The organism is Streptomyces sp. NPDC025793, assembly GCF_055558375.1.
Map to the genome: position 1 here is coordinate 21784 of NZ_JBVHMR010000055.1, position 15001 is coordinate 36784.

The following is a 15001-nucleotide window of genomic DNA, read 5'->3' on the forward strand; positions in this document are numbered from 1 at the left end:
TGCTCTGTACGTTCATCCGAAACAGGATGAATTGCGTCAAGCGCAACATGCTACAGCCGGCCGTGCACCGTTTCGTGCTGGTCAAGGCCTCGGTAGTTAGGTTGCTGCGAGGTCACTCGAAGCGGTGACCTGCTCGCGAAGACCAGATGCATCGATGTTGCATCAGATACAACGGATGGGTGATCACTGAGGCTCCCGGTGCGGCACCGCTCGCACTGCCATCCAACGTCGTCCACCTCGATCCCGAACCGGCGATGTTCTCGGCGATACGTGAGGGGTGGGCGAGGCAGCAGGCTGCTCGGGTCCTGCAGAAGGACACGATCGGATCGCGGCTGCGACTGGTCGAGCGGATGGGCGAGTTCACGGGGCTGTATCCGTGGCAGTGGACGCCGGCAGACGGCGAGGCGTTCATTGCTGTGCGCATGGCTGTTGTGGGACGGTGGTCCCCTGCGGGCCGGGACGGCCTGGATCCGCGGTGAAGTAGCGGCAGTTGCCGACCGATCGTCGAAGGTGCCGGCTGTGCTGGCCGAGTGCTGCGAGTGTGTCAGCGCTCGATCCGCTGCCTGGCCTCGTCGTTCTCGGCACTGCCGGCAGCTGGAGGCAGGCTGTCGAGCGTGGCCATTTGTTCCGGGGTGAGTTCGACGCCGTCGGCGGCGACGTTCTCCTCGACGCGCGTCACTTGCTTGGTTCCTGGGATCGGGACGATGTGCTCGCCCTTGGCCAGGAGCCACGCCAGAGCGACCTGGGCGGGCGTGGCCCCGACCTCGTCGGCGACCGCCCGGACTTCGTCGGCGAGAGCCAGGTTGCGGTAGAAGTTCTCCCCCTGGAAGCGGGGGCTGGTCCGGCGCCAGTCGTCTTCGGCGAACTGCTCGGGGGAGCGGATCGTGCCGGTGAGGAAGCCGTGGCCGAGCGGAGAGTACGGCACGAAACCGATACCCAGTTCCCGCAGCGTGGGCAGCACGCGCTCCTCGACCTCACGGTTCCACAGCGAGTACGACGATTGGACCGCGGTCACCGGATGTACGGCGTGGGCCCGACGGATCGTTTCAGGTCCGGCCTCGCACAGGCCGAGATGCCCGACCTTGCCCTCCCGCACCAGCTCCGCGACCGTGCTGGCCACGTCTTCGATCGGCGTGTCCGGGTCGATGCGGTGCTGGTAGTACAGGTCGATGTGGTCGGTACACAGCCGCTTGAGGGAGCCTTCGACAGCGGCACGGATGGTGGCCGGGCTGCTGTCGAGGACATGGGTGCCCCGCTCCGGTGCGGCGTGCGAGATCAGGCCGAACTTGGTGGCCAGCACGACCTCGTCACGGCGGCCCGCCAGCGCTCTCGCGACGAGTTCCTCGTTGACGTAAGGGCCGTAGACCTCGGCGGTGTCGATCAGGGTGACGCCCCGGTCGACGGCCCGCGCGATGGTGCGGACGGATTCGGCATCGTCGCTGCCGGCGCCGGTGTAGTAGGAGGACATGCCCATCGTGCCCAGGCCGATACGGGCGACCGTCAGGTCTCCCAAAGTGGTGTGCTTCATGATGACTTTCTTGGAGTGGGCGGATACGGCCGCCGCAGATTGCGACACGCTGCGGGCGGCGCTGCTGCTCGGACACCCATGTCCTGGTTTGCGCCAGATGTGACTGGGTGAACAGCCGTCTCCAGGGAATCTCGTTTCGCTGTCCGGTGGCAGTGCCTGGCCTTCCAGGTAACGCCAGTGCCTGCCTCGCAACCGGGACACGCCTTCGTTGTGGACGGCCCTCGGCGCACCGCTGCGCCGAGCCGTGCGGAACGCCGACGTCAGGCGCGCGCCGGGCGGTCCTGTGGGGCATGTGTTCCGCCGTTGATCCGGGCCGCGTCCACCGCCTCGTCGACAAGTCGTAGCAGATCGGTGACCGGCAGTGACCGGGCGGGCCGCTTCTCCCGTGCGAACTCAGTGGCCAGACGCTGCAGGAGCTCGTTCACGGGGCTCGGGACGCCGTACAGCCGGCCCAGCAGGACGATCTCACCGTTGAGGAAGTCGGCCTCGATCGTGCCCGTGCCGCGAGCCAGGGACTGCCAGGAGGAGCCACCGCCGCCCTGGACCCATTGGACCTTGGCGCCGCGTGCGTTGTGTTGTTCTTGCACGCTCGCATACGGGATGCCGGCGGCTTTGAGTACTGTCTCGCCCTCGGTGCGCACCTGCGCGTACAGCCGCTGGCCTCTGTCACCTGGGACCGGCCCGCTCAGCGCGTCGATCGCGTTGGCGAGGTTGCCCAGCAGTTTGGCGTACTGCCAGCGCGCCACGTCTGGCACCACGGGGGCTTCGAAGCGCGCTGTCTCCAGGTCGGCGGCGATCCGGCGGACGGTGTCATCGGTGCCATGGGGGTGCCGCCCGAGGTGCAGGATGCCGCTGAGCGGAGCGCCCGACGCGGAGACCACCCCCGGTTCGACGAAGGTGGCCGGCAGCCAGACGCAGACGCCGTACACGTGGCGGAAGCGGCGCAGGGCGATCCGCTGGCTCTCGACGCCGTTCTGCGCGCACACCACGGGAAGCCGTTCCGCGGCCGTGCCGCCGCCTTCCACCGGTGCCTGGCCCCAGGTGTCCAGGGCGCCCTCGCAGTCCTGTGTCTTGACGGTCAGCACGAGCACGTCCGTGGCGCGCAACGCGCCCAACGTCTGCGGAGCGTCGACGACGGGGAGTCGGTGGACGCGCTCGCCGTCCGGGGCGCGGAAGCGCAGGCCGCCCGATTTCAGCGCCGCGTACTGCGCGCCCCGGGCGACCAGGACCACTTCGTGCCCGGCCTCAGCCATCCGCGCCCCGATGGTCCCGCCGATCGCTCCCGCTCCGATGACGATGTAGCGCGTACCGCTGCCGCCGTCGGCGGGGCGGACAGACGTATCCATCGCGCGCAGGCCGATGCCCGATACTTCGGAATGTCCGAGAGCCGTCTGCTTCATGATCACTTTCCCGGGTCGGAGGCGGCCGCCGCTGGTGACGGGCGGCTGGCGGTATCGCCGATGCGTCGGCGCCGGCCGCCCTGAACAGCCACCTCCAGCAAACCCTGCTTCACCCACAGGTGGCAGTGCCTGGTGTTGCAGGTAATGGCAGTACCTGTCTCGCCCCAGGACGCTCGCTTACCGTGGGGAGATGGACGACCGAGCCGAGATCAGGGAGGTCCTGGCCTCCCGCCGGGCCCGCATCACCCCAGAGCAGGCGGGACTGCCCGCCTACGGCGGCCACCGCCGGGTCAAGGGGCTGCGCCGTGAAGAGGTCGCGATGCTGGCCGGTGTGTCGGTCGACTACTACGTGCGACTGGAGCGAGGCAATCTCTCGGGAGCCTCCGACAGCGTCCTGGACGGCGTGGCCCGCGCCCTCCACCTCGACGACGCCGAACGCCAGTACCTGTTCGACCTCGCTCGGCACACCTCGCCACCCACTACGGCCCGGCGCCGCACCGCGGCGAAGCGCCTGCGGCCCGCCCTGCAGTACATGTTGGACGCCGTCACGGACGCGCCCGCATGGATCCACAACGACCGCCAGGACCTGCTGGCCGCCAACGACCTGGCACAGGCCCTGTACGCCCCACTTCTCGCGGACCCGCGCCGCCCCGCCAACATCGCCAGGTTCATCTACCTCGACCCAGCCGCCCGCGACTTCCTCCCCGACTGGGACAAGGCCGCCACCGACGTCGCCGCGATGCTCCGTGGGGAGGCCGGCCGAAACCCCTACAGCAAGGACCTCACCGACCTCATCGGGGAGCTGTCCACCCGCAGCGAGACAATCCGGAAACGCTGGGCAGACCACAACGTCCGGCAACACCGCACCGGACCCAAGAAAATCCATCATCCGGCCGTCGGAGACCTGGAGCTGAACTTCGAGACCATGTCCCTGGACTCCGACCCCAGCCTCACCCTCGTGATCTACATCGCCGTCCCCCACAGCCCCAGCGCCGACGCCCTCCGCCTCCTGGCCACCTGGGCCGCCACCCAGAACCAGCCGCAAGCCGACCATCACGAACGCCTCATGTAAACAACGGTGTCAACGCAGGCGCTGGTCGTGAACTGCGCTGCACATCTTGAACAGGGAGCCGCTCGCCGTCCGAAGCTGCCGGCTCTGCGCCCACCTCGTTGTTTCCTTGACTGCCCGTCAACGCCGACCGGTCAGCTGACTCTCGACCGAATGACCCTGCCCAAGTGCCAAGTGCCAAGTGCCAAGTGCCAAGTGCCAAGTGCCGCTCGAAAACAGATGTACGCGGACGCCACGGGTCCATGAGCGGCGCCTTCACGACGCACACGTACCCGCTTCAGACCGGAGCGGGGCGAGGGCGGCGCCGGGAATCCTCAGGAGAGCGCGGCCTTGGCCGAGTTCCAGAGCACGCCGCGGTTCACGCGGTCGGGATAAAGGCGGAGCATCGACGTGTAAAGATCGGTATGGTCGTTGGCCGTCGCCGCCGCGGCCGTGAAGTCCTCGATGTAGCGGCGGGTCCGCCCCACGTCGTCGGGGCTGTCCGGATCGCCGTCGCGCTTGTGGCCGGAGACTACGGCGCTCGGGCGCAGTGCCTCGATTCACATCCAGGGCGCGCAGCCAGTGCTCCGTACCGTCCCCCTTGGCCTCACCGAGGTACAAGTGGACGTCGCCGTAGACGGCGTCGCCAGCGACCACCAGTCCGAGGGAGGGCACGTGCAGGGCGCTCGTGCCGTCGGTGTCCGTGTGGCCGAGTTCGATCGCGCGCAGCTCCTCGCCCTCCAGCTCGATCCGGCCGTCGGGCAGAGGCTCGGGGACGAGGTGCCGGTCGGGGAGTTGGTCGGGAAAGCGGGGCTGCCAGAACCCGTCGAACCAGGCGGATCCCCACTGCGCCCCCGCGTGGGCCGCGACGTCCGGTGCGGCGACCAGCCGGGCCTGTGGGAAGCGGTCGAGTACTGCGGGCGCCCCGAAGAAGTGGTCGCCGTGCGCGTGCGTGACGAAGATCGTGGTGACGTTCTTGCCCTGCGCGGCGACCCAGTCGGCCAGGCGGCGCGATTCGTCCACGGTCAGCAACGGGTCCACGAGCACCGCGTCGCGTTCGCCGTAGATGAGCGTCGACGATGTCGGGGACCACATCCGCCGGTCCTCGCCTGGTGGGAGGTCGTCGGAGACCGCCGGCTTCGACGGAGCGACGTGGACGGCGTAGGCGAGTGCGGTCATCACGACCCCCGCGGTCTCGGAGCGTGCAGCGACCGGGCCAGCCAACAAATGAGGCCGGGGCCACGGTGGCCCGAAATGTTCTGAATTCGAACTTCAGGCGCTTTCGACAGTAGCTGGGTCCCAGCGGAGGTACCACTTTGCCTTGCGTCGCCGATCTCCAAGGAGGCGCTGCCCTACGACACGATCTTCCTCGCCAGCCAATCTGGAAGGCCAGAGGGTCCCGTGATCACGACGAAGCTCACCGACCCCCATAGCTCCAACGGCTCCGCACAGTCACCACCTCGCCACGAGCAGCATCGGTACCACTGAACGCCACTACGACGCTGCCTCGGCTCCGCAATCGCAGCCAGCTCCACTCGGCTCGCCGCGCGACGAACCGCCGGGTTTACTGCGCTTCTCGAATACCGCCCCTTCGCCAGTGTGCCTACTTCCAGGTCACGCAGCTGCTTGAAGCAGTGCTGCGAAGGCGCGTTGTTCGTCGAAGTGCTGCCGCGTCTGGAGGCAGTGATGGAGCTGGCCGAGGAAGCGGTTGAGCAGGTGACGCTGGGCGGCGTTGTGCCAGTCGCCGTGCTCGCGTCGGCGCCGGTAGTGGGCGTTTGCGCCGGGGGAGGCCTGGAGGGCTGAGAAGGCCCAGAGGAAGCCGGCGTGCATGAGCCGGTTGTTCTTGACGAAGCGGCGGCGTTCAACGGCGCCTTGCACATCTCACGCAAGGAGCTGGTGGATCAGGGCCTGCTGTTCTTCGAGGCACTGGCGAAGCATGCCTCGGCAGCGTCGCGGGAGACGTGACGGGGGACAGCACGGCTGCCGTCTTCGCGAGCCGGACACGGCCGGGACACGGCCGGGGCGCGGCCGGCCGGCCGTCATGAGGCGAGCGCGTCGAGGGCCATGCCCGCTGTTTCCAACGATGGGATGGTGACGTGATGCTCAGACGTGCCGACTAGGGTCGCTGAGACAGACGCCCGAACGACCCGGTTCGTCGAGAAACGACTCGATTGAGTGAGAGAGGACACCGGCTACCTGCTCGGCGTCCTTTCCGGCCCTGCTGGCGTCTCGGATGTTGTGCGCGGACAACAAACGCTCCGGATGCGACCAGAAGATTCTTAGAGCTTGTCTCACGTGGTGCGGTTGGTCAATTTCTTGTAGCAGGTCAGTGCGGCCGCGAGACCGAGGAAGCCGAGAAAGTGCGTACCCTTCCGCTCGTACCGGACGGTGAGGCGGCGGTAGCCGAAGAGCCAGGAGAGCGACCTTTCGATCTTCCAGCGGTGTCGGCCGAGCCGCTCACTGGATTCGATTCCCGGGCGGGCGATGCGGGGGACGATGCCGCGGCTGCGCAGCCACCTCATGTGCTCGGCGGAGTGGTAGGCCTTGTCCGCGCGGAGCTTGCCGGGACGGCGCCGGCGCGGCCCGCGCCGCGACCGGATCGCGGGTATGCCCAGGACCAGCGGCAGCAAAGCCTGACTGTCATGGACGTTCGCACCGGACACACCGAGCGCCAGGGGTAAGAGCGTCCGCCAGTAGGTCATGAACACGGATTAGCGGCACGACGGGCAAGCTTCTGCTGATCATGGAATCGCTTACGCTCTGCGATCCTGGGAGAACGTCTGTGCCTGTCGTGCCCGCGTCCATCATCGACCCGATCTGTGCCGAGTTCCTGGTGCTGTTGCCGGATCGTCCAGTGCGTGCGGCACCGAATCCGCCTCCTTGAGCCGTAGGCAGGTGGGGTCTCCAGGCGGAGGCCCCACCTGCTCGGGTTCAGGCTGGTCAGAAGCGCACTGTGCGGTCCCGGGTGACTGTCGGGACGGCGAGCACGGCATCAAACGCTTCAGGAACCGGGGTGCTCAGATGGGAGCTCTGGAAACGAATCCCGTTGAGCAGTGGCGCCCCCCGTTCGTCGCACGGTGCGTGGCGCAGGTCGGTCAAGGTGATCCGGTCGGCGAGTCCGGCATCGATAAGAGCGGCCTCGACACTGCCGGGCGCCGCAGGCTCAAGGGGGGCTTCGGCGAGGGTGAAGCCGACCGCGGCGCTCTGGTCGGGGTACATCTCCGGCACATGGTCGGCGGTGTGGACGAGCGCCACGGTGCGGTAGTCCTGGCCGAGCATCCGCTGCAGGTGCTGGCCCATGGGCAGTGTGGTGAGGACGCCGCCGAACTCCAAAGAAAACGCCGTCTTGTGGATGTGGTTGTTGTGTGCCGCAAGGACTATCCGGGTCCCCGGTTCGGCGTGGTCCAGGTGCCAGCGCAGGGACTCGGCCAGATAGATCTCTCGCACCGACAGGTCCGCGGCCAGGCCCCGACCGGACATCAGCGCGTTTCCCGCCTGGAACATGTAGTCGGTGTGGCAGGCCGCTTCCACCCGGCGCCGGGCGATGTCGAAGCGGCTCTGGCTGCTGCGGGAGACGTAGAGCGGTTCGACGGCGCGCAGTCGCAGCAGCAGCCGTGCCAGTGTGGCGGTCAGTTTGTTCTGCTCGGCGGTCTCCAGGCCGGCCCATGCGGGCACGGCCGTAGCGCCGGAACCACAGCCCTTGAGGAACCGGTCGCTGATCTCCAGGACCGTATCGACGAGGGGGAGTGCGTCGGGGTCGACCTCGCGCAGGTATTCGGCCACCGGCTCCAGGGCAGGTCGTAGCGCCCCGCCGGCCTCGGGGATGTCGAGGCCGGCGAAGCGCAAGGGGTGTCCGCTGGTGCGGTTGTGGTGGCGCAGCCAGTGCATGAGATCTGCGGCGCCCCACTCGGCGGCGGCCCGGCTTACTTTCGCCAGGTCCCCGTCGTCGCCCTCGCCCAGCAGCCACCGGTCGAGGGGGAAGGCTTCGCTGAAGCCGAACTCCATGGCGAAGACGGTGAATCCACATCGTTCGGCGAGAAAGCGCAGCACCCGCTGGCGTGCGCGCGAGAACTCTTCAACGAAGTGTGCGCCCTCACCGACTGCCACAACCCGGGCATCGCCGACGATCTCCCGGAGCCCTTCGAGGTCGTCGAGAGACTGCTTGGGGTCAAGGGTGGTCAGGGTGCTGGAATGCTCGCGGAACCAATCGGCAAGCACGGTGCGGGAAGAAGGCTGAGCAGGCACAAGTAGAGCTCATTTCTCGGCTCGGAGGTTCAGGACACAGCCACTCATGCGCACACGGGCGGACGAGCGACGCGACGACGCGCAGACGCAACCGGCGCCGGGCCACTGGGCCAACGGCGCACCGCGTCTGCCGACGAACCTCGTCAGAGAAAATTGCTGAAGATTGCCATGATCGAAACCTAGCACCGGGCGCCGTACACGGGCACACGAATATTCCGGCGCTTCATCGCGAGGCAGGGCGCCCTCGGAGGACTTATCGCCGTAGGCGGTGAGCCGGGGTTATCGGATGCGGGGTGTGCGGGGTCGGGTGTCCCAGCGGTGGGTGTACCAGGCCCGCCGGATAAGGCTTCGCACCGTGATGATGGCGGTGGCCAGGGCGAGGTAGAACTCGGTGCAGATGCGGCGGCGTTCGGTGTTGCGACGGAGCTTTCCGAAGTTGTTCATCCAGGAGTTCGTCCGCTCTACCACCCAGCGGCCGTCGGTCTGGATCGGCGTCTTCGTGCCGCGCGGGGTGATGCGACCCGTGATGCCGCGCTCGGCGAGGTCGGTGCGGACGGGCTGGTAGTCGTAGCCGGCGTCCAGGCTCAGCTTCGGATTCTCGGGGACGTGCTCCAACTCGTGGGCCAGGGTCGCGAACTCGTCGAGGGTCTCGGGCAGCAGGGTGTGGTCACGCGCGTTGGCGCCGGCCGGGACGGTGACCACGGGTATCCCGTAGCCGTCGGTCAGCTGGGACCGCTTCAGTCCCTGCTTGCCCCGGTCCACCGGGGACCTTCCGGAACACTCGCCGCCGGAAGGGGACTTGGTGATGCAGCCGTCCGCAGCCAACTCCTCCAGCTCCAGCCCGACCATCCGGTCGTAGGCGGCGGGCACCGTTCGGGCCAGGACGGCGCCTGCGCCAGCCTTGATCCACTCATCACGTCGCCGCCGGATCGTGGTCGCCGAGCACGCCTCATCGGCAACGCGCTCATAGCCCATCCCGGAGACCAGGGCGAGCACGATCCGGTCGAACACGATCCCGTCCGGGATACGCGGGTTGTGGCAGCCCAAGGGGTGAGCGTCCTCACGATCCGGCAGCGAGGCGAGGAACTCCTCACGGATCGGCGCGATGATGGACGCAGGCACGACGGACACGAACTCTCCCGATGGTCACAGAGCGTAGAGTCCATGATCATCGAGTTCGAGCCCGTCGCGCCGCCTCGCTGTCGCGTTCATGACCTACTGGCGGACGCTCTAAGCCCTGAGCGTCGGACAGGACGTGCAGCTTGCTGCCCTTCTTGCCCCGGTCGACCGGATTGCGCCCGGTCAGCGATCCCCCCTTTTCGCGCGGACCGAGGCCGCGTCCACGATCACTGAGGTCCAGTCCACTTCACCGCGTGCACCGAGCTCGTCCAGGACTGCTCGGTGTAACCGTCTCCAGAGTCCGGCCTCGGTCCAAGCGGAGAACCGGCGGTGCGCGGTGGCGGGAGAAACCCCGAAGTTCTCGGGGAGGTGCCGCCATGCGCATCCGCTGGTCAACACGTACACCACAGCGGTGAACACGGCCCGCTCGTCGCACGGGGCCGTGCCCCCGCCTTGCGGACGGGAGGCAAACGACGGAAGCAACGGAGCGACCAGCGACCAGAGTTCGTCAGGAACCAACCGCTGCGACAGACCAACACCCATGGCAAGGCATCATGCCGCATCCATCTCACGCCACGTGAGACAAGCTCTTAGACCGTGTCCTATGTGGTGAGGCGGACGTTGAGCCGTGCATGGGGCGGGGTACGTGGAGTTGGATTGTTCCGGACGGGCTGTGGGAGATCGCGAAGCCGCTGATCCCTCCGTCGAGGGTTCGGCCGCAGGGTGGCGGAACGCAGGACACGCCTGATGAGACCCTGTTCGCGGCGATCATCTACGTGCTGGTCAGCGGCTGTGCCTGGCGGGCTCTGCCGCCCTGCTTCGGCGTCTCGAAGTCCACGGCCCACCGCCGGTTCCTGATCTGGTCCAGAGCCGGCGTATGGGGCCGTCTGCACGAGGCGGTCCTGAACCGGCTCGACGACGCCGCCCTGATCGACGTCACCCGCGTCGTCCTCGACACCGCCCACGTGAGGGCGAAAAAGGGGGCGAACACACAGGTCCGTCGCCCGTGGACCGAGGCAAGCCGGGTTCCAAGATGCACGTCCTGTCGGACGCGAACGGACTGCCGCTTCTCGTCGGCGTCTCGGCCGGCAACACTCACGACAGCGAAGGTCTGAAGCCCATGGTGGCGGGTCACCAAACGAGACACGACCCGCATCGCGGCCGCTACTTCAAGCCCCAGCGCCTCCACGCGGACAAAGCCTACGACCGCCCGGACCTGCGTAAATGGTTACGCGGCAAGCGCATTGGAGTCCGGATCGCCCGCAAAGGCATCGAGTCCAGTGAGCGATTGGGCCGCCGAAGGTGGGTGATCGAGCGGACGATGTCGTGGCTGTCCGGCTACCGCAGGCTCAGCCCGCGATACGAGCGTAATCCCCGCAACTACCTGGCCTTTCTCGGTCTCGCCGCGGCCCTGTGCTGCTACAAGCGACTCGTCCGCCTCACCACATAGGACACGGTCTTACTGGGAGCGGATCTGGGAGAAAACTGGGACGGGCCTGGGACGTCAGGCCCCAAGGAGGTTGAGCATGGCCCGCTGGTAGACGGCGTACACCGTGGGGAGTTCGGCAAGGTGGGCGCGTTCGTCGATGCCGTGCAGCCCCTCGTACGGCACCCCGAATCCGGCGGTGGCCCGGATTCCCTCCCCGGCGAGCAGGTTGCCGATGTTCGACGGCCCCGCGGTCTTCGCCCTCACCATCAGCCCGGCCTTGGCGGCGGCGTTCAGCAGGGCGGCGGCGGGCTGCTCGTCCTCGGTCAGGCGGAACGGCGGCCACGTGGCGATGGGGGTGACCTCGGTCGGCGTCGGTGCGGGCAGCTCCGCATCGAGCTCGGCGACGGCCTTGCGGACGAGCGTCTCGGCGTCGTGGGCGTCAAAGGTCGGGGTGGTGCGGATGTCGACGTTGAGGTCGCACCGGTCGGGGGTGACCGAGAAGCCCTGGCCGCCGTGGAAGGACGTGACCGACAGCTTCGGCGGCAACGGGAAGGCTGAGGCGCCGTCGACGCTGGGCAGGTCGGCGGCGTCCAGCAGCCGTACAAGGTGGGCGGCCCGCGAGATGGCGCCGACCACCGTCCGACTCGATCCGGAGTGCCCGGAGGGAGCGTGCACGGCGAGGGAGGCACGCCACAGGCCCCGGCCCCCGACCACGACCTCGTCCAGCCCCGGGTAGCCGATCATCACCCCGGCCGGGCGGGCCGCGACCTCATCTGCGAGGTAGGCGCGGGCGCCCCCGAAACCGCCGGTGTGCTCATCGACATCCAGGAGCACGGCGAGCCCGCCATACAGGTCAGCGGCGCGAGGCAGCAGGTCGGCGGCGATGTGGCAGAACATCGCGGCGGCGAGCTTGGAGTCGGACGAGCCCCGGCCGAGCAGCCAGCCGTCCACGATGTCGCCGCAGGCCGGCGGGAAGGACCAGGCGGACTCGTCGCCGTACGGGGCGGTGTCCACGCACGCGTCCAGCGTCCACCAGGCCCCCGGCCGGCCTCCGGGGATTTCCACCAGCAGCCCCACCAGCTGACCGGCGTCATCGTGCAGGCGGCGGTGCGGCAGGGTGCGGGCGGTCAGCCAGTCCTCCAGCACACCCAAAACCGGCCCGTAGTCGTCGATCCCGGCCCGGCTCGGCCGGCGGATCAGCTCCTGGGCCAGCTCGACCACGGACGCCACGCGGGCCTCGGCCGCCTGCTGAAGGTTGTCGCTCACGGTTCTCCCCACCACGTCAGTCGTGCCGCACCGGCAGTGCGCGGACGGCCTCGATCGTCTCCACCGGCCGTGCGGACGCGCACGCCTCCCGCCCATGGTGGACCAGCCCGACGGCCGCCTCCCGGCTGAGGAACACGCCGCAGTCGAAGCCCTCGGCCCCGTGAAAACTGGGCAGCGGCACCACCGCGGCGGTGTCGGAAGCGACAAAGAACCTCTCCAGCGCCTCGGTGGGCTCCACCATCCCGATGTGCAGCGTCTTGACGCCGTTGCGACGCGCGGACGGGTCACGCAGCTCCAGCAGCCGCAGCAGGTGGTCGGCCAACACGGCGTGCCGCGGCGGCCCGTACAGCACCCGATAGTGGACCAGGTCCGGGTGCTGGGCCACGGCCGTCTCGATCGCCGCCAGATACGCCTTCTCCCGCGACCGGGAGCCGGTGACGACCAGGTGCTCACGCGCCCCGGCGGCAACGTCCACCATCGCCTCGACCAGGTCCGTCCAGAGAGGGAGCACCTTGACCACCACCGCGGTACCAGAAGTCTCCAGCACGCTCGTGGCCGCCGCCCCGTCTTGATGGGCAAACAGCACCTCGGGACGCTCGCGGTACATCTGACACAGCCCCGCCCGGTTCCGCTTGCCCGTACGGCGCCGCCCGGACTCCCACGCGCTCATCAGGCTCGCATCCGACGCACCGCCGGTGATCGCGTTCAGGCCGTCGACGGCCTCCTCCAACGTCATGTTCCGCGCTACCCGGGCCCGCTTGAGCGCCGAGTCCGTACTGCTGACCGCGGCCACGGACACCGCCCCCTCCCCTTCCGCCGACGTGTACCCGAAGTCTTCCCCGCCCACCGGCGGTTCGGCAGACCCGCACCAGCCTTTCGCAGAAGGTGCGAACCGGCAGGTGAGGTGTTCGGTCAGGCCGAGGGACGGCCCTGGGCCGGAAGCACCGTGACGTTCTCACCGGAATGTCGCAGTCGTTCGAGGAGACGGGCGTTCTGTGTCTCCACTTCGGCGTTGCGCAAGGTCAGGACCTGGATCTGGTTGGCATAGGTCGCCAGGGTGAGGAGTGGAGCCTCGACGACGGCGCGGGCGGCGTCGGCGAACTCGGCCCATTCTGCTCCAGCGCCCGCGTCGTCCCCGGCAAGGCACTCCCACCACACCAGAGCCGCCAGATCCCGGATCGCCATCGCCCGTGAGTCGTGAGGTAGGGCGCCCAGACTGGATAGATGCGCCCCGCGCGGCCCGGGGCGCCGTCTGAGTCGGGTGGGCCGCATGCTGAGGCGAAGAGCGCGCTCATGAGCGCGTCGCGGGAAGTTCGGTGACCGGGCCTGGAACCGCGTGGGGGATGCTCCACCGCTCGTGGGGGAAGCGGGCGGCGAGTTCGGCCTGCCGGTATCCCGTCTCGCCCGAGCCGAGGAGCGCGGCCGCCTGGTCGGGTGTGGCCAGGAGCCGTGCGAAGGTGCGGCCGGTGGCCGGATCCGCGCAGGCCAGGCCGACCTTCGTGACGGGAGCGGCCAGGCGGAGGCGTGCGCGCGGGCCGATGCCGCCGTAGACGTCACCGGTCGCGTCGTACACCCAGCCCAGGCGCACGATGTCGTCTCCGAGGGTCACCTGGGCCTCCTCCATGACCTCGCGACGCAATGTCTCTTCCGGCGAGGCGTCTGTGGCCTCGACTGTTCCGCCGGGCGAAGCGAGCGGGTTCGTCGCGAATTGGAGCTGGAATCCGGGGAACTCGCGCGGGAGTAACTGCGCCATGGGGGAGAGTGTGGTGGGTTCGCGCCCCTCCGTGAACTTGATCGCGATCCACTTCGACCTCGACGCCGTCGACAGCGACGGAGTCGTCCTCGCTCTGAGCGTCGAGCTGAACGGGCTAACCGACAAGTTCGCCGCCTCGTGAGCGACCTGGGCGGCGCCGCCGACGTCGCCGCTCTGACCGTTGAAACAGTCGGCGCATCGGGTCAGGCTCTCCAGGCAGGTCGGGCACGGTGGACGGAGCGCGGGATAGGCCCGTTTCCACGGCGTTGACGGGCCGCCCGAGCTGCCAGGAGAGAACCTCCGCAGCAGGGTGGGTAGCGGCGGCAACATCATCGAGGAGCTGGCCGCACGGGAAGGTCTCCACAGATCAGGGGATTGACACTGCCGTCCAGCCACGGCCGCGAGTCGATGGTGGGGATACGGGGCTCAGCTACTTTTTGTTGCCCTACTTCCACAGAGTCGGGGCCTTCGCGATGACATCGTGCAGCAACGCTGTGCACTCGAGGTCGCCGAGGAGGACTGCCTCCACCCCGTGCCCGGCCAGCCGGTCGTCAGGCGTGACGGCGGGTGTGGACGGAGCGGTGAGGGTGCGGGACGGGCGGCTCCGGCGGCGGGCGGATGGCAGATGCGCGATCGCGCTGCTGCACTGGTTCCGCCGCCTGCGCATCCGCTGGGTACGCCGCGACGACATCCACCAAGCCTTCATCACCCTCGGCTGCGCCATCATCTGGCGGCGACGACTCAAGACCTCATTCTGATTCGAGTCCTTAGAGCTTGTCTCACGTGGTGCGGTTGGTCAGCTTCTTGTAGCAGGTCAGTGCGGCCGCGAGACCGAGGAAGCCGAGAAAGTGCGTACCCTTCCGCTCGTACCGGACGGTGAGGCGGCGGTAGCCGAAGAGCCAGGAGATCGACCTTTCGATCTTCCAGCGGTGTCGGCCGAGCCGCTCACTGGATTCGATTCCCGGGCGGGCGATGCGCGGAACGATGCCGCGGCTGCGCAGCCACCTCAGGTGCTCGCCGGAGTGGTAGGCCTTGTCCGCGCGGAGCCTGCCGGGACGGCGCCGGCGCGGACCGCGCCGCGACCGGATCGCGGGTATGCCCAGGACCAGCGGCAGCAAAGCCTGACTGTCATGGACGTTCGCACCGGACACACCGAGCGCCAGGGGTAAGCCCTGAGCGTCGGACAGGACGTGCAGCTTGCTGCCCTTCTTGC

17 protein-coding genes and 2 pseudogenes are annotated in these 15001 nt (G+C 68.5%); 6 read left to right on the forward strand and 13 right to left on the reverse strand.

The genetic code is table 11. The features are described 5' to 3' along the window. Positions 1-179: 179 nt before the first annotated feature. Positions 180-479, forward strand: coding sequence for a hypothetical protein (locus tag ACZ4MF_RS43540; protein WP_467499238.1), 300 nt, complete (start codon positions 180-182; stop codon positions 477-479). 65 nt (positions 480-544) lie between these two features. On the opposite strand, the gene ACZ4MF_RS43545 is transcribed toward ACZ4MF_RS43540, so the two are convergent. Next, on the reverse strand, positions 545-1528 hold the full coding sequence (locus ACZ4MF_RS43545) for an aldo/keto reductase (RefSeq protein WP_467499240.1): 984 nt from the start codon (positions 1526-1528) through the stop codon (positions 545-547). A 260-nt stretch (positions 1529-1788) separates the two neighbouring features. Next, positions 1789-2874, reverse strand: a complete 1086-nt coding sequence (locus tag ACZ4MF_RS43550) for a ketopantoate reductase family protein (RefSeq protein ID WP_467499272.1) — start codon at positions 2872-2874, stop codon at positions 1789-1791. 244 nt (positions 2875-3118) lie between these two features. Between ACZ4MF_RS43550 and ACZ4MF_RS43555 the strand changes: the two genes are divergently transcribed. Then, complete coding sequence (locus ACZ4MF_RS43555; RefSeq protein WP_467499241.1) at positions 3119-4000, forward strand: helix-turn-helix domain-containing protein; 882 nt, start codon at positions 3119-3121, stop codon at positions 3998-4000. Positions 4001-4252: 252 nt separating this feature from the next. On the opposite strand, the gene ACZ4MF_RS43560 is transcribed toward ACZ4MF_RS43555, so the two are convergent. Continuing rightward, entirely contained in the window at positions 4253-5155 is a 903-nt protein-coding gene (locus tag ACZ4MF_RS43560; RefSeq protein WP_467499243.1) for an MBL fold metallo-hydrolase, read from the reverse strand. A gap of 435 nt (positions 5156-5590) precedes the next feature. Continuing rightward, positions 5591-5833, reverse strand: a pseudogene (locus ACZ4MF_RS43565) (IS110 family transposase); the annotation flags it as partial. Between ACZ4MF_RS43565 and ACZ4MF_RS43570 the strand changes: the two are divergent. Further along, a complete protein-coding gene (locus tag ACZ4MF_RS43570) occupies positions 5801-5941 on the forward strand; it encodes a hypothetical protein (protein ID WP_467499274.1) in 141 nt (46 codons plus the stop codon). The pseudogene ACZ4MF_RS43565 and the gene ACZ4MF_RS43570 overlap by 33 nt on opposite strands. 326 nt (positions 5942-6267) lie before the next feature. On the opposite strand, the pseudogene ACZ4MF_RS43575 reads toward ACZ4MF_RS43570, so the two are convergent. The 4 genes and pseudogenes from ACZ4MF_RS43575 to ACZ4MF_RS43590 form a co-directional block, all read right to left on the reverse strand. Continuing rightward, positions 6268-6657: pseudogene (locus ACZ4MF_RS43575) on the reverse strand (transposase); the annotation flags it as partial. Positions 6658-6916: 259 nt separating this feature from the next. Continuing rightward, the gene (locus tag ACZ4MF_RS43580; RefSeq protein WP_467499245.1) at positions 6917-8194 is read right to left on the reverse strand and encodes an erythromycin esterase family protein; all 1278 of its coding nucleotides are present in this window, start codon (positions 8192-8194) and stop codon (positions 6917-6919) included. A 306-nt stretch (positions 8195-8500) separates the two neighbouring features. Further along, on the reverse strand, positions 8501-9352 hold the full coding sequence (locus ACZ4MF_RS43585) for an IS5 family transposase (protein ID WP_467499247.1): 852 nt from the start codon (positions 9350-9352) through the stop codon (positions 8501-8503). Between the two features lie 171 nt (positions 9353-9523). Then, positions 9524-9883 (reverse strand): transposase, encoded by a 360-nt coding sequence (locus ACZ4MF_RS43590; protein WP_467499249.1) that lies wholly within the window; start codon positions 9881-9883, stop codon positions 9524-9526. 89 nt (positions 9884-9972) lie between these two features. On the opposite strand from ACZ4MF_RS43590, the gene ACZ4MF_RS43595 reads away from it, so the two are divergent. After that, positions 9973-10790 (forward strand): IS5 family transposase gene (locus ACZ4MF_RS43595; protein WP_467499251.1). Its coding sequence is split into 2 segments (ribosomal slippage): positions 9973-10315 and positions 10315-10790, totalling 819 coding nucleotides; the frame shifts between segments, so codons are not numbered across the junction. A 54-nt stretch (positions 10791-10844) separates the two neighbouring features. Here the strand turns inward: ACZ4MF_RS43595 and ACZ4MF_RS43600 are convergent. The 4 genes from ACZ4MF_RS43600 to ACZ4MF_RS43615 form a co-directional block, all read right to left on the reverse strand. Continuing rightward, the gene (locus ACZ4MF_RS43600) at positions 10845-12035 is read right to left on the reverse strand and encodes a M20 family metallopeptidase (protein WP_467499253.1); all 1191 of its coding nucleotides are present in this window, start codon (positions 12033-12035) and stop codon (positions 10845-10847) included. A gap of 16 nt (positions 12036-12051) precedes the next feature. Then, positions 12052-12834 (reverse strand): XRE family transcriptional regulator, encoded by a 783-nt coding sequence (locus ACZ4MF_RS43605; protein ID WP_467499255.1) that lies wholly within the window; start codon positions 12832-12834, stop codon positions 12052-12054. 113 nt (positions 12835-12947) lie between these two features. Next, the gene (locus tag ACZ4MF_RS43610) at positions 12948-13220 is read right to left on the reverse strand and encodes a hypothetical protein (RefSeq protein WP_467499257.1); all 273 of its coding nucleotides are present in this window, start codon (positions 13218-13220) and stop codon (positions 12948-12950) included. A 106-nt stretch (positions 13221-13326) separates the two neighbouring features. After that, positions 13327-13788 (reverse strand): NUDIX domain-containing protein, encoded by a 462-nt coding sequence (locus tag ACZ4MF_RS43615; protein WP_467499259.1) that lies wholly within the window; start codon positions 13786-13788, stop codon positions 13327-13329. On the opposite strand from ACZ4MF_RS43615, the gene ACZ4MF_RS43620 reads away from it, so the two are divergent. Both ACZ4MF_RS43620 and ACZ4MF_RS43625 read left to right on the forward strand, forming a co-directional pair. Beyond that, positions 13787-13930 (forward strand): hypothetical protein, encoded by a 144-nt coding sequence (locus tag ACZ4MF_RS43620; RefSeq protein WP_467499261.1) that lies wholly within the window; start codon positions 13787-13789, stop codon positions 13928-13930. The genes ACZ4MF_RS43615 and ACZ4MF_RS43620 overlap by 2 nt on opposite strands. A 445-nt stretch (positions 13931-14375) precedes the next feature. After that, positions 14376-14546 (forward strand): hypothetical protein, encoded by a 171-nt coding sequence (locus ACZ4MF_RS43625; RefSeq protein WP_467499263.1) that lies wholly within the window; start codon positions 14376-14378, stop codon positions 14544-14546. Positions 14547-14567: 21 nt separating this feature from the next. Here the strand turns inward: ACZ4MF_RS43625 and ACZ4MF_RS43630 are convergent. Continuing rightward, on the reverse strand, positions 14568-15001 hold a 434-nt coding region (locus ACZ4MF_RS43630; RefSeq protein WP_467499265.1), incomplete at its 5' end, for an IS5 family transposase.